Genomic DNA, 12,002 nt, shown 5'->3' on the forward strand with positions numbered 1-12,002 from the left:
ATCAACATTCTGGTTCCAGTCAAACGCGTGGTCGATGCCAACGTGCGCGTGAGGGTTGCGGCGAATGGTTCGATCGACACCACCGGCCTCAAGATGTCGCTCAACCCATTCGACGAATGTGCCGTCGAAAAAGCCTTGCAACTCAGGGAAACCGGCTCCGCAGCGAAGGTGACGGCAATCACATGCGGCACGCCAGCCAGCCAGGACGTGCTGCGCACAGCGCTCGCGATGGGCGCCGACGATGCCGTGCTGATCGACACATCGGCGGCAACCGCCACGCTGGATTCGCTGGCCGTGGCGCGTCTGCTGCACGCTCACATGACGAGTCGCGACTACGGCCTCGTGCTATGCGGCAAGCAGGCCATCGACGGCGATATCGGCGGAGTGGCCGCCATGCTCGCCGCCCTGCTCGACTGGCCGCAGGCGTTGAACGCGAGCGAACTCACAGCCGACGGCAACGGCTGGGCCGTAACGTGCGGCGACGACACGGGTACGGCGACGTGGCGGCTCGAAGGCGCGGCTGTCGTGAGTGCCGACCTTCGTCTCGCCGACCCGCGCCGCGTGACCTTGCCGAGTATCGTCAAAGCGAAGCAGAAGCCGCTCGCGAGCGTCGACGCCGCCACGCTGGCCGTCGAACTCGCGCCGCAGGCCCACATCGTGAAACTCAGCGATCCTCCGGTTCGCCAGGCGGGGATCAAAGTCGCCGATACCTCCGCGCTTATCGCAGAGCTGGCCGGGCGGCACGTATTCGATCAAACAGGACTGTCGGCATGAGAAGCCTTGTCATAGTGGAAACGGAAGGCGGACGGCTTGCCGATGCGACGCTTCGGGTCATCAGCGCTGTCATGCAGCACGGCCGGCCGGTTGACGTGCTATTGCCTGATGCCGCGCTTGCAGCCTCTGCCGAAAAGATCGCCGGCATTGAACGTGTGCTCGTGATGACCGATGAAGCGAATGAGCATGTCGTGCCTGAAACACTCGCCGCGCAATTGCACGCAATCCATGGGTCGTATGCGCTGATCGCGGCGAGTCATCGCACGCTCGGCCGCAGTGCATTGCCGCGCGCCGCCGCGCTGGCCGGCGGCGCATTCATTCCGGACGTGGTCGCGGTTGAGGGCGATAGCGGCTTCGTGCGCAGTCTCTATGCGGGGAGCGTCGTAGCGAATGTGCGTACAAGCAGTGCCGTGACGTTCGCGAGTTTCCGGGCATCGTCATTTGCGCCTGCTGCGCATAGCGGCGGCACCGCCACGCGTGTCACGCTCGAACCGGTGGCAAGATTCACCAGGACGACGCTTGTCGAGCGACAGGCATCCGCCCGGACCGGCCGCGATCTGCCCGACGCGCGGATCGTCGTTGCGGGCGGACGCGGACTCGCGTCGAAGGACAACATGGACCGGCTTGGCGAGCTCGCGCAAAAAATGGGCGCGGCGCTCGGCGCGTCGCGCGCTGCCGTGGACGCCGGCTATGCGCCGAATACCGCGCAGGTCGGGCAAACTGGCAAGATGGTCGCGCCCGACGCCTATCTCGCGTTCGGCATCTCCGGCGCGATCCAGCATCTGGCCGGGATGAAGGACTCGAAGATCATCGTCGCGATCAACAAGGATCCGGACGCACCGATCTTTTCGGTCGCGGACATTGGGCTTGTGGGCGATCTGTTCGACGTGGTGGGCGAGATCGAGGCGCATGTCGGCGCGGGAGGCATGAGCCGATGACACTTCATCTGTCTGGCGCGTCAACCTCATCGACTAATGGTAAGGCATCGTCGCATCCGGTTACGGGATCACAGCCTGCGGTGCGTTTTTTCAATTGCGCCAGTCTGGTGCCCGAACCGTGGGCGAACGGCGGTGGCGTTACACGGACCATCGCACGCGGACCCGAGGATGACACGAGCGTCCACTGGCGCGTCAGCCTGGCAACGCTGAGTGGCGCGGCCAGGTTTTCGCAGTTTCCCGGATTCGATCGAACACTGGTACTGCTCGATGACGGCTCAGTCGATCTGCATTCGCAGGATGGCCAGTTAATCGCGCGCGCCGGGCAACCGGTACAGTTTTCCGGCGATCTGCATGTGTGGGTCACGTTGGCCGCCAGGCCGGTTCACGTGCTCAATGTCATGACACGGCGCGATGCTTGCCGCGCGACCGTCAGCATCCACACGCATTCGTTGCGCGTGACACCTGCTGCCAGTCAGCTGCTGTTATCAGTCGACGGTCAATGGACGCTCTCCAGTTCTCTGCTTCGCAACGTCTCGCTGGCACCGATGAATGGAATATGGCTCCAAAAACGGCACGAAGCGCTGGATCTCAGTCCGCTCGGACCGGGGGCGAAACTGCTGTCGATCGCGATCGAACCGCTGGCGGACCGCTAGGAGGACCCTATGGCAAGCAACGCACTGATCGAACAGTCCAGTCCACGCGAGTCGATGGAATACGACGTCGTGATCGTCGGCGGCGGCCCGGCTAGCCTGTCGGCCGCGATCCGCCTGAATTAGTTGGCAGCTGAGAAAAGCGTCGAGATTGGCGTGTGCGTACTGGATTTCGGTATCCGGCCTGACCGGAAATCCGAGGAAGCCCTTTACCGGCGTGGATTCCGTCCTGGTTATTCACCCCTCCCTCTTCCTTCGTGATTCGGTGCGTGTATTGCCTGCAATGGTCAACCTCGCTCACGGGATTTGCGAACGGAAAATTCAAGAACATAAAAACGAGGGATGGCAGGATAGGCTACCGCCGGTTTTGGGCACCATGTGCGACACACCGTCCTGGAGCGGTCGCGATACAAAAAGGGATATAACTCGGGAATAAAGGAGATTCTGCTCCAGTATTGCAAGAGCGTGCCGAGTCATTGGCAAGAACCTTTGATGCTTTTCCAAGCGGCACGAAATCCCGGCGCAAACTGCGTAATTCGATTGGCGTCGGGCATGTCATGCACCATGCTGGAGAATATGATGAAAGCTCTGACTTTGATCCCTATTGCCGCATTGACGTTGTGCACCACGCTCGCCTATGCGGGTGACAACACCGACACACCCAGGACGGCCACGGACAGCAACGCAGCTATGACGTCGGACGCAGTCGGCGGTACGTCCGTGGGCACCAGCAATAGCGGTGCCTTGCACGGCAAGACTCGCGCGGAGGTCAAACAGGAATTGCAGCGCGCCCAGCAGGACGGCACGCTGGATCGCTTGAACGCGCTCTACGGCGGGCAGTGAGCAAATGCACAGCGGTACGGTGCGCGCCGCACAGCGTCCCGGGAGACGACGTCAACAATTAGAGCGAGGGTCACAACCTGGGAAAAAGTCAGGACTCGAGCCGGGCGACAGCACGACCATGGCGAGCGGCACAACGATGAACGCGACCGGAACATTGCGTCGTCGGGATGTGCTGCGGATATCCGCAGTCTTTGGTGCGATCGGCGCGTGCGCGCCGATCAGGACAACGCGCATGGTGTCACTCCGACGGCCACTCGAGCGATACCGCTCCGAAATCGGCAGCGAGGGTGACGGGCTTCCAGCGCTGCATCGTCTCGCGGCGTGCCTGTTCCTCGGTTTCGACGACCTGCCAGGCGTCCGAGCCCAGCACAAGGCGCGCTGGAACCATTGCACGCGATGCTAGCGCCACGATCAGCTTTGCGATGCGCTCAGGATCCCCCACTTCATGGCCGACGTAGGCATCAATGAGCGCCTTGAAGTCTCCCAGCGATGCCTGGTAGTCCTGCGGCAGATCCTGCAGTGTCGCGCGAGCCTCATGACCCCATTCGGTGCGCATGCCGCCGGGCTCCAGCGTGCAGATGTGGATCCCGAAGGGAGCGACTTCCTTGCCGACTACGTCGCTGAATCCGCCCACCGCCCATTTGGCCGCCTGATAAGCCGAGAGTCCCGGGGTGCTGATGCGGCCACCTGCCGACGAGACCTGAAAAATGTGGCCGCCGCCCTGTGCTCGCATGACCGGAATGGCCGCACGCGTGAGGTTCACCACCCCAAAGAGATTGGTCTCAATCTGCGCGCGGAAATCCTCGGCGGACGTGTACTCAAACGGCTCAATGTGGCCATAGCCGGCATTGTTGACCAGCACATCCAGCCGTCCGAAGAGGCGCACCGCTTCGGACACGGCCTCCTTCGCCTGCTGTTCATTCGTGACGTCCAGTTCAAACGTTGCCAGGAGATCGCCGTACCGCGCCTGCAAATCGGTGAATCGCGACGTGTCGCGCGCGCTCGCCAGTACCTTGCCGCCATCCTGCAACGCGGCTTCGAGAATGGAGCGGCCCAAACCTCGGGATGCACCTGTAATCAACCAGACTTTGGACATGATCGTTCGACCTTTGAGATGCACCGATCCCGGTGCGTTTTTGACAGAGCTGCGGGCGATCCCAAATCTAATCGACATCGCCCGCAGATACAGGCCGCTGCAAACCCGACGCGCCTTTCGTTTCTGCCATGCGGCAGTCCTTCGAGCACGCTCCTGGCTGCCGCCGTCGGCAAAACACATTGCTTCACGGCGGCATGCGATGCAGCGGTCACAATGCTTACTGCGGATTGAATCCAGCCTTACCCGCGAACATCACGGATTCGGCAAGCTCCTTTTGCGCCTGCAACGCCGTGACGCTTCGCGAGTAACCAGCGTCCAGCACCGCATAGGCATCCCCGCCAAGGACAGTACGCAGCGGCGGCTCATGCATCTGGCTGACCGTATAGATGGCGTCGGCCATTTTCACGGGGTCACCCGAGGCTTGTTCCTCACCAACCTCCACAATCTGACGGCGAAGCTTTCCAACTATGCCGTCCTTGTAGGCGTCGAGTTCCTGGGTCCAGCGGATATTGGTCACAAAACCCGTCTTGATCGAGCCCGGCTCGATGATGATCGTCTTGATGCCAAACTCGGCGACTTCCTGGCTCACCGATTCAGCAAAGCCTTCCAGACCGAACTTCGCGGCGTGATACATGGAACCGCTCGGGAAGGCTGCACGCCCACCGACGCTACTGACATAGAGGAACGTGCCGCTGTTCTTCGCACGCATCGCTGGGAGGAACGCACGCGTAACATGAATGGGCGCGAGCAGGTTCAGAGCGAGCTGCTGCTGGATATCTGCTTCAGTCATTTCCTCCATTGCGCCGATAACTGCGCCACCCGCATTGTTGGCGACGACGTCGACATCTGCGTGGCGCGCAACGACAGCCTGCACCTGTTCGCGATTGGTCAAATCGAGCGACTCCACCTCGAGCAGCGCCGGGTATTTCTGTTTCAACTCCTGCATCGCGTCGACACGGCGCACCGCCGCAACTACACGGTGCCCCTCTGCGAGCACCTTCTCAGTGAGGGCAAGCCCCAGACCACTGGACGCGCCGGTTATGAACCACTTTTGACTGGACATGATTCTGTTCTCCTTGCAAATAAATGAGCGAGTACGCGCTCAATTAAAGTCGAAAATTTTTACTCCGTGATCGCCCGCCATAGGACCCGAAATCCCAGCGCGCGGTGACGTTCGGCATCCTCTGGATACCTGTTCACATACTCAATTGTGGTATCGGCAATGTGCTCGATCACGGATGAAAGAAAGGCGATTGGCGCATCCACCAGCACACCGTCACGCACTCCGGCCTCCATCATCCGGGACACCGCCAGAAACGCTTCCATACCCCGCGCCCTGGTCTCGTCCAGTATATGCCCCGAAGCCGAGAGCCGCGCGACGGCAAACCGCCCGGCGGCATTGGAGAGCCCCCAGCTCACATAGCGCTGGAAAACGTGCTCCATGCGTTGCCGGTAGTCCGCCTCATCAGGATAGTCCGGCATCACGGTTTCCGCGAGGCTCCGCTTGAGATGCAGATAGACCTCCTGAAACAGCACTTCCTTGTTCTCGAAGTACGTGAACAAGGTACCCTCAGCCACGTTGGCGCCCCGGGCAATGCTCGCCGTGGTGGCCTGCACGCCCTGCTCAGCCACGGCCTGCGTTGCCGACATTAACAGGGCGTTGTATTTTTCCGGACTCAAAGGGCGCGCCATGGACTTTCTGCGTATATATAGAGTGAGTAGTCACTCAATTATACGCGTTTGTTAGCGTAAGGCAATCTTTCGATTTGCACGAAATCTGCTGGGAAGACGCTGGGTACCCTTTCAGAGCACGCTTTACGTCCCGAAACATGAATCCGAACTTCTGAACGAAACCATCCGGCGCAGCCTTCGCCAGATGGGCCCGATCTTTGACGAATATGCGGGCGTGGGGGATCTCGCATGCAGTCCCAACCCGTCAGGAACTCAGTGAGCTCTTTCGTAGCCTTCGACGTTCAAGGCCGTTGCGCCACTGGCCCAGGATCAATGCACTGGCAACTAGGGCGAGATACAGGGTGAGAAGATTGTGGCGCCAGGCACCTAGTGCTGCCTGATGGGCGACGAGCGTCGGATCGGCGCGCGGAAGTCCGAGGCGCGTCCCCTCGACGGCCCGCATCATCCGGATAAAGCCCGCCGCGGACAGCAGCGGTAACAGAACCATGAACGCCAGCAGCGCGGGCTTCATGCGGCGCGCCCACACATAGTGGCGCAGCCGGAACCACAGTCCGAGGCATCCGTGTATCCAGCCCGGTGCAAGCAGCGCAAGCTGCAGACCCTGTGTGCCGCTCGTGAGCAGCACGACGATGACGCGCTCGTAGTCGGGTTCGAAGCCATAGAGCGTAGACGCAAGCCGGGTCGTCACCGCATGGCGGATCAGCAGCATCGGCAGGCTGAGCCCGGCCCAGAGGCGGATCCATTCGGCGGGCGGCAGCGCCCAGTGACGCCGCCCGTATAGCGTGTGCAATGCCAGCGCAAAATGCAGGGACGCGGCACCGTACAGCGCGATCGTTCCCGGCGTGCTGCGCCACAGCCGCAGCGCGAGTACGAGGCCGCGTCCGGCAAGGTCGAGCGACCAGATCCCGAGCGCGTGATTGACCAGATGCAGAAAGAGATAGGTCAGCATCACCAGGCCCGAGGCAAGTTGAAGACGGCGTAGAACGGCTTGCATCCTGATCCTCACCTCTCCTGGGGGGCGGACGTCCCGCCAAAGCCTCTCACTTCTGTTTCCGATGAACGGGGCGCGACATGCGTCGGGAGGGCGTTGTCACGGCGCCCGCTATTCTCGCAAGTCTGCTGATGCGCCGGCGTAACCGGCCAAACACGCTGGCCGCCGATGACCGATGCGGGGCGCTGTTACGCTGATGCGCCGCGCATAGTCGTAGCGACGCGGCAAATCGCTGTAACGCCGATACCGAACCGCATACGCTCTGGTATTCCTCGCGGCCAATCCTGCCATCGAGGATAACGGTCAATCCCGACGCGCGGGCCATGTCGATGATGTCCATTTTGATCTCCCATTTCGGGTGCCATGCCTGTAATACCGCAAGCATGCGCCGGTTATTCCCTGACTCGACGGGATGCGGGGCTGTGGTGCAAATTCGGCAGGCGGGCGAAAATCGCTCATTTTTCGAAGACCTCGGGGAAGGCACGAAGGATGTTCTGCAGTCGCTGCTCGGCCTGTCGGACGAACGGCTCTCACGGTTGAAGTCTGACGGCGTCGTTTGACGCCGCATTGCGCCTCGCTAGTAATCCTCTGCATTATTACCATGGATTTTTGCGCGATATTGAGGAGGATGGCACTCGAGCCAGGCGCTTACATATGTCGCCAGCTTCACATTGACAGATAGCGCCACTTCCCTGGAGCGCCTGCCGATTGGCTTTTACAGGACCGCACTTTCCTTCCGGTCCAGAGAAGAAAAACTTGGCGCGTAAAGTACAAAATCGGGCGGCACAGGTCAAGTTCCCACGGACGACTTGCGATTGAATAGGCACTGGAGATTGCGCACGGTTCACGCGGCGCACGCCCAGCCCTCAACACAATCGGAGACTCATTCCATGAACGCAGAAGCTACGCTCGCCCTCAACGATGTTTCCGCCATCGACACGGTCCATATCGCTGGAAACGCCACGCCGTGGATTCCCTTCGCGCCGATCAACGACAAGATTCTTCTCAAATACTTCAAGATCAATCCCGTCACGGGCGAAGTGGTCTTGCTCATGAAGGCGGCCAAAGGCGAAGGCGCGCATATTCATCGCCATACCGGCACGGTGATGGTCTACACGCTGAGCGGTCGCTGGAAATACGACCAGCACGACTGGATCGCGCAAGCCGGCGATTTCGTGTTTGAGCCGTCGGAGTCGTCACACTCGTTCACGAATCTCTCCGACGACGATAATGGTATGGCGCTCGTGGTGTCGACCGGTGAGCTCCACTTCCTCGACGAAGACGGCAAGGTCACGTTCGTCGAGACGTGGCGCACGGCTTTAAGCCGTTATCAGGACTACTGCAAAGCCCACAATTTTCCTGAGATCGACCTGATCGGCTGCCAGGGCGGCCGCTAAGCGACGTCGGCGGACATAAGCCTCGCAACTGCTTCACGGAGATCACGTCGATGACCCACCTTGTACCCTCCGCACCGCTTCCCTCCCTGGAAGAGCTGACACTGGCCTGCGGGCCGCATACCCACACAGCTCTGGCCACAGGGCCGCGGAGCGGAGAGTGCGTCCTCCTGCTGCATGGGTGGCCGGAATTCGCCGATTGCTGGCACGGGATTCTGGTCGCGCTCGGCGCAGCAGGCTACCGGGCAGTCGCCGTGGATCAGCGTGGTTACGCTGAGAATGCCCGGCCGCAAGACATTGCGTCTTACGCAGCTGGGCATCTCCAGGCGGACGCCCTCGCTTTCGCTGATCAGCTGGGCGCGGGACGCTTTCATCTGATTGCCCACGACTGGGGCGGGTTGGTTGCGTGGGGGCTCGCCTCGACGCATGCACACCGCGTGAGTTCGCTCTCCGTGCTGGCGACACCCCATCCGTTAGCGCTGCAAGCGGCACTGCATCAAGAAGACCAATACCGGCGCCTGGATTATGTTCGTGTTTTTCGTCAACCAGGGGGTGTCGCAGAGCGACGCCTGCTTGCGGACGGAGCAGCGGCGCTGCGAGCCGCCTACGCGGGACGCGTTCCCGCTTCGCTCGTGGACGAAAACGTGCGGCGCCTCAGCGAGCCTGGTGCGCTTACCGCGACGTTGAACTGGTATCGCGCGCTCCCGGATAACCTGTCGTATCCCGCAGGCCGCATTGCCGTCCCGACACTCTACGTTTGGGGATCCGAAGACCGTGCTCTCGGCCGCGAAGCTGCCATGCTTACGGGCGGCTTTGTCGACGGGCCCTATCGTTTCGAAATACTAGAGGGGGCCAGTCACTGGCTCCCTGAAGAAGCGCCGGACCGGATCATCCCATTGCTGCTCGACCATCTCGCCATCTCGCCGTTGGTGTGAATCCTCGTGCCGGCAAAAAATCCGCCCCATCCGATCTACGATACGCACCCTACCCGTTACTCATGTCTACTCACTCCCTAAACGACAATCAGCCGATTGCACGCGTCATGGTGGCCGGCACCGGTGTGCTGGGCGCGCAGATCGCTTTTCAGTGCGCGTTTTCCGGTATCGACGTCGTCGCCTACGACGTCGATACCGCCTGCCTGGAGCGCGCGAACGCCCGCTTTGATGCCCTAGGGCGCGTCTACGCTGCGGACCTCGGCGCGTCTCGCGAGCAGATCGAAGCCACGTTGGCACGCCTCGAGGGCAGTACCGACCTCGGTTCGGCCGTCGCCGGCACGAACCTCGTCATCGAAGCCATCCCCGAGGATCTGGCCATCAAGCAATCTTTCTACCGGTCCCTGTCGGCTGTAGCGCCGGCCGGTACCATCTTTGCGAGCAACTCGTCGACGCTGGTGCCGAGCCAGTTCGCCATGTTCACCGACCGGCCCGAGCGCGTGCTGAGCCTGCATTTCGCGAACGAGATATGGAAGCATAATATCGCGGAAATCATGGGACATCCGGGCACCCACCCCGCCGTATTCGCACACATGGTGCAGTTTGCGCATCGTATCGGCATGGTGCCTATACCGCTGCGCAAGGAGCAGCCCGGCTGCTTGCTGAACACCGTGCTTATCCCGATGCTGGTCGCCGCTCTAGGTCTGCTGGTCAACGAGGTCGCAGATGTTCAGACGATCGACAAGGTGTGGATGATTGCCAAAGAGGATCGCATTGGCCCTTTCGGCGTTCTCGACAGAATCGGCATGACGACCGTCTATAACGTGACCCGCGCGCTTGCTGAACGGTCGGGTGATTCGACGTATCGGCGCATGGCGGAATACGTGAAAACTCATTTCATCGATACAGGGTATCTCGGTGAACTGGCGGGACGCGGCTTCTATCAATATCCCGATCCGGAATTCCTGAATCCAACGTTCGTCGCCGCGTGAAACCCAAGGCGGCCTATTGCTACTCAGCAAAGCGTCCGGGGTCAGCCTCGTGACGCATTGCTCGAAACTGCCGGGGCGTGACGCCCCGCAGTCGCTTGAACGCACGGCTAAACGCGCTTTGCTGCGAATAACCGAGCAGTTCGGATATCTCAGCGAGACGCAGGTTTGACTGCTGCACATACTTCAGTGCGAGATCTTCACGAACCTGTTCCCGCAGTTCATCGAACGTCGTGCGGGCCTCTGAGAGCCGACGTTGCAGGGACCGCGGGGACATAGCAAGCGCTCGCGCTATGGCGTTGAGCGAACTGTCCGTGAACGGCAACAGCGCGCGAATCATCGTTTGCGTGCGTACCGCCCATAGTGCCTCCACCTGGGCTCTTTCCCGCCGCAAATGCGCCTCGAGCACACGATGCGCGTTACGGCGAAGTTGTGTCACTGGACGCGTCACCGTACCGCGATCGAGGACAATCGCGTTTCTGTCCTGATCGAATTCCAGGGATGGTCCAAACGTGCGCCTGTGCATTGCGCAGTCCGCAGGCGCCGAATGACGGAATTGCACAACGGCCGGCTGCCAGCCGGTACCGCAGAGGGTACGCAAATACTGCATACCGTTAGCGAGACCCAGTTCAACTGCCTGAACCTCGCCGGGACCGGAAGCGCTTTCAAGGTCGTAAGTCAGCACCATCCCCTGATCGTCCCGCGCAGCCCGAATAGAAGACATCGATGTATGTAGTACGTAGAACTCGGCAAGCGTATCCATTGCCTCCCCGATGGTACGCGCGCCATGCATCATGACAAGAATCGGCCCCAGGACCGCCAGGCCCTGATATTCGGCAAGCCTCAATCCAAAGTTCCGGCATTGCGTAACTTCAGCAGCCAGCGAAAGGAATCGAAGCACTTGCGCGCCCCGGATCGGCACATCGGCTGAACGGAGCGCAAGATCCGGCAGATCGGCTCCTGCCGCAACCAGCTCAGGTTGAACGCCAAGTCCCTCAAGCAGAGCAGCAGCTCCGGTCAGTACGACACTGGGTAGGTAGCCTTGCATTCTATATACGGATCGTTACTTGAGATGGTTCGCTGCGTGAGGGAATTTACCTGATGGTATCGCGTTGTCGAATGAAAGAGTACGCGCATATTTTGTGCGGGGTCTCATTCGCGACCGTTTTGCCTCGTAGGGCTTGTCGTACACCGCGACGCAGGCGTTGAAGGGGGCGTCGACGATGATCCGGGTAGCTGGCTACGAGTGAAAAGATCGGCAAGTTCTCAGATCATGATTAGGCATCCAAAATGTACGACGACATGTACAGCGTGTTTGTCTGATCGCGTCTACCCGCGACGTTCCACTTAACGCGACGTCGCTCAGGCGCTGGCCATTCCCGGCCAGTTCAACGAGTAGCGCCGTGGATCGGTGCGAGCTTCGGCCGAAATCCTGAACCGTATAAACTAGATGTCGTTCAACTCATCGCTGATGCGTGAGTCGCGTGCGCTCAGTTTCGTCAATCGCTTGATCGACAATAGTAATATTCCTGAAGGCACGCTTCGAAAGAGCCAGTTCCGCAGTAATGTGTCAAGGCACGTGGTCGCCCAGCTTGGCGTCGCAAGCACACAAACCAGGTGCGAGCTGGCGTTTCTCAAGAAACTCCACGACCTTGGCGACAAGACGATGGATGCGTGACTAAACACGCATTGCAACCACATCG

General features: G+C 60.6%; 14 protein-coding genes. 8 read left to right on the plus strand and 6 right to left on the minus strand.

The genetic code is table 11. The features are described from left to right. The 4 genes from P3T22_RS19815 to P3T22_RS19830 all read left to right on the plus strand — a co-directional run bounded on the left by P3T22_RS19815 (position 1) and on the right by P3T22_RS19830 (position 3,205). The gene (locus P3T22_RS19815) at positions 1-774 is read left to right on the plus strand and encodes an electron transfer flavoprotein subunit beta/FixA family protein (protein ID WP_063497983.1); all 774 of its coding nucleotides are present in this window, start codon (positions 1-3) and stop codon (positions 772-774) included. Beyond that, entirely contained in the window at positions 771-1,712 is a 942-nt protein-coding gene (locus P3T22_RS19820) for an electron transfer flavoprotein subunit alpha/FixB family protein (RefSeq protein ID WP_063496484.1), read from the plus strand. Before P3T22_RS19815 ends, P3T22_RS19820 begins: the two co-directional genes overlap by 4 nt. Positions 1,713-1,792: 80 nt before the next feature. Continuing rightward, positions 1,793-2,365, plus strand: coding sequence for a HutD/Ves family protein (locus P3T22_RS19825; RefSeq protein WP_236720838.1), 573 nt, complete (start codon positions 1,793-1,795; stop codon positions 2,363-2,365). A gap of 576 nt (positions 2,366-2,941) precedes the next feature. Then, on the plus strand, positions 2,942-3,205 hold the full coding sequence (locus P3T22_RS19830; protein ID WP_063497984.1) for a DUF4148 domain-containing protein: 264 nt from the start codon (positions 2,942-2,944) through the stop codon (positions 3,203-3,205). A 238-nt stretch (positions 3,206-3,443) separates the two neighbouring features. Here the strand turns inward: P3T22_RS19830 and P3T22_RS19835 are convergent, their stop codons facing one another. From P3T22_RS19835 to P3T22_RS19855, 5 genes are all read right to left on the minus strand, one after another. Then, positions 3,444-4,301 carry an SDR family NAD(P)-dependent oxidoreductase gene (locus tag P3T22_RS19835; RefSeq protein ID WP_063497985.1) on the minus strand — a complete coding sequence of 286 codons (858 nt, stop codon included), beginning with the start codon at positions 4,299-4,301 and terminating at the stop codon, positions 3,444-3,446. Between the two features lie 217 nt (positions 4,302-4,518). Continuing rightward, positions 4,519-5,364, minus strand: a complete 846-nt coding sequence (locus P3T22_RS19840; RefSeq protein WP_429325894.1) for an SDR family NAD(P)-dependent oxidoreductase — start codon at positions 5,362-5,364, stop codon at positions 4,519-4,521. 59 nt (positions 5,365-5,423) lie between these two features. Then, positions 5,424-5,993, minus strand: a complete 570-nt coding sequence (locus tag P3T22_RS19845) for a TetR/AcrR family transcriptional regulator (RefSeq protein ID WP_429325895.1) — start codon at positions 5,991-5,993, stop codon at positions 5,424-5,426. A gap of 244 nt (positions 5,994-6,237) precedes the next feature. After that, positions 6,238-6,987, minus strand: a complete 750-nt coding sequence (locus tag P3T22_RS19850) for a hypothetical protein (protein WP_181448370.1) — start codon at positions 6,985-6,987, stop codon at positions 6,238-6,240. A 46-nt stretch (positions 6,988-7,033) separates the two neighbouring features. Further along, positions 7,034-7,324, minus strand: coding sequence for a hypothetical protein (locus tag P3T22_RS19855; protein ID WP_148662168.1), 291 nt, complete (start codon positions 7,322-7,324; stop codon positions 7,034-7,036). Between the two features lie 550 nt (positions 7,325-7,874). On the opposite strand from P3T22_RS19855, the gene P3T22_RS19860 reads away from it, so the two are divergent. The 3 genes from P3T22_RS19860 (at position 7,875) to P3T22_RS19870 (ending at position 10,302) form a co-directional block, all read left to right on the plus strand. Beyond that, the gene (locus tag P3T22_RS19860; RefSeq protein WP_063496489.1) at positions 7,875-8,381 is read left to right on the plus strand and encodes a 2,4'-dihydroxyacetophenone dioxygenase family protein; all 507 of its coding nucleotides are present in this window, start codon (positions 7,875-7,877) and stop codon (positions 8,379-8,381) included. Between the two features lie 50 nt (positions 8,382-8,431). Continuing rightward, positions 8,432-9,313: an alpha/beta fold hydrolase gene (locus tag P3T22_RS19865; protein WP_429325896.1), complete on the plus strand. Its 882-nt coding sequence runs from the start codon at positions 8,432-8,434 to the stop codon at positions 9,311-9,313. Between the two features lie 107 nt (positions 9,314-9,420). Beyond that, positions 9,421-10,302, plus strand: coding sequence for a 3-hydroxyacyl-CoA dehydrogenase (locus tag P3T22_RS19870; RefSeq protein ID WP_236720839.1), 882 nt, complete (start codon positions 9,421-9,423; stop codon positions 10,300-10,302). Between the two features lie 19 nt (positions 10,303-10,321). Here the strand turns inward: P3T22_RS19870 and P3T22_RS19875 are convergent, their stop codons facing one another. Continuing rightward, positions 10,322-11,347: an AraC family transcriptional regulator gene (locus P3T22_RS19875; protein WP_063496492.1), complete on the minus strand. Its 1,026-nt coding sequence runs from the start codon at positions 11,345-11,347 to the stop codon at positions 10,322-10,324. 402 nt (positions 11,348-11,749) lie between these two features. On the opposite strand from P3T22_RS19875, the gene P3T22_RS19880 reads away from it, so the two are divergent. Next, entirely contained in the window at positions 11,750-11,977 is a 228-nt protein-coding gene (locus tag P3T22_RS19880; protein ID WP_063496493.1) for a hypothetical protein, read from the plus strand. The last annotated feature ends 25 nt before the right edge of the window (positions 11,978-12,002 follow it).

The sequence above is a fragment of the Paraburkholderia sp. GAS348 genome (assembly GCF_050434205.1).
In the GTDB taxonomy this organism is placed as follows: Bacteria; Pseudomonadota; Gammaproteobacteria; order Burkholderiales; family Burkholderiaceae; genus Paraburkholderia.

Coding starts and splice junctions, on each gene's coding strand:
- P3T22_RS19850 (WP_181448370.1), bottom strand. CDS start 6,987: ATGCAAGCCGTTCTACGCCGTCTTCAACTTGCCTCGGGCCTGGTGATG.
- P3T22_RS19830 (WP_063497984.1), top strand. CDS start 2,942: ATGAAAGCTCTGACTTTGATCCCTATTGCCGCATTGACGTTGTGCACC.
- P3T22_RS19820 (WP_063496484.1), top strand. CDS start 771: ATGAGAAGCCTTGTCATAGTGGAAACGGAAGGCGGACGGCTTGCCGAT.
- P3T22_RS19855 (WP_148662168.1), bottom strand. CDS start 7,324: ATGGACATCATCGACATGGCCCGCGCGTCGGGATTGACCGTTATCCTC.
- P3T22_RS19845 (WP_429325895.1), bottom strand. CDS start 5,993: ATGGCGCGCCCTTTGAGTCCGGAAAAATACAACGCCCTGTTAATGTCG.
- P3T22_RS19880 (WP_063496493.1), top strand. CDS start 11,750: ATGTCGTTCAACTCATCGCTGATGCGTGAGTCGCGTGCGCTCAGTTTC.
- P3T22_RS19860 (WP_063496489.1), top strand. CDS start 7,875: ATGAACGCAGAAGCTACGCTCGCCCTCAACGATGTTTCCGCCATCGAC.
- P3T22_RS19875 (WP_063496492.1), bottom strand. CDS start 11,347: ATGCAAGGCTACCTACCCAGTGTCGTACTGACCGGAGCTGCTGCTCTG.
- P3T22_RS19865 (WP_429325896.1), top strand. CDS start 8,432: ATGACCCACCTTGTACCCTCCGCACCGCTTCCCTCCCTGGAAGAGCTG.
- P3T22_RS19870 (WP_236720839.1), top strand. CDS start 9,421: ATGGTGGCCGGCACCGGTGTGCTGGGCGCGCAGATCGCTTTTCAGTGC.
- P3T22_RS19840 (WP_429325894.1), bottom strand. CDS start 5,364: ATGTCCAGTCAAAAGTGGTTCATAACCGGCGCGTCCAGTGGTCTGGGG.
- P3T22_RS19835 (WP_063497985.1), bottom strand. CDS start 4,301: ATGTCCAAAGTCTGGTTGATTACAGGTGCATCCCGAGGTTTGGGCCGC.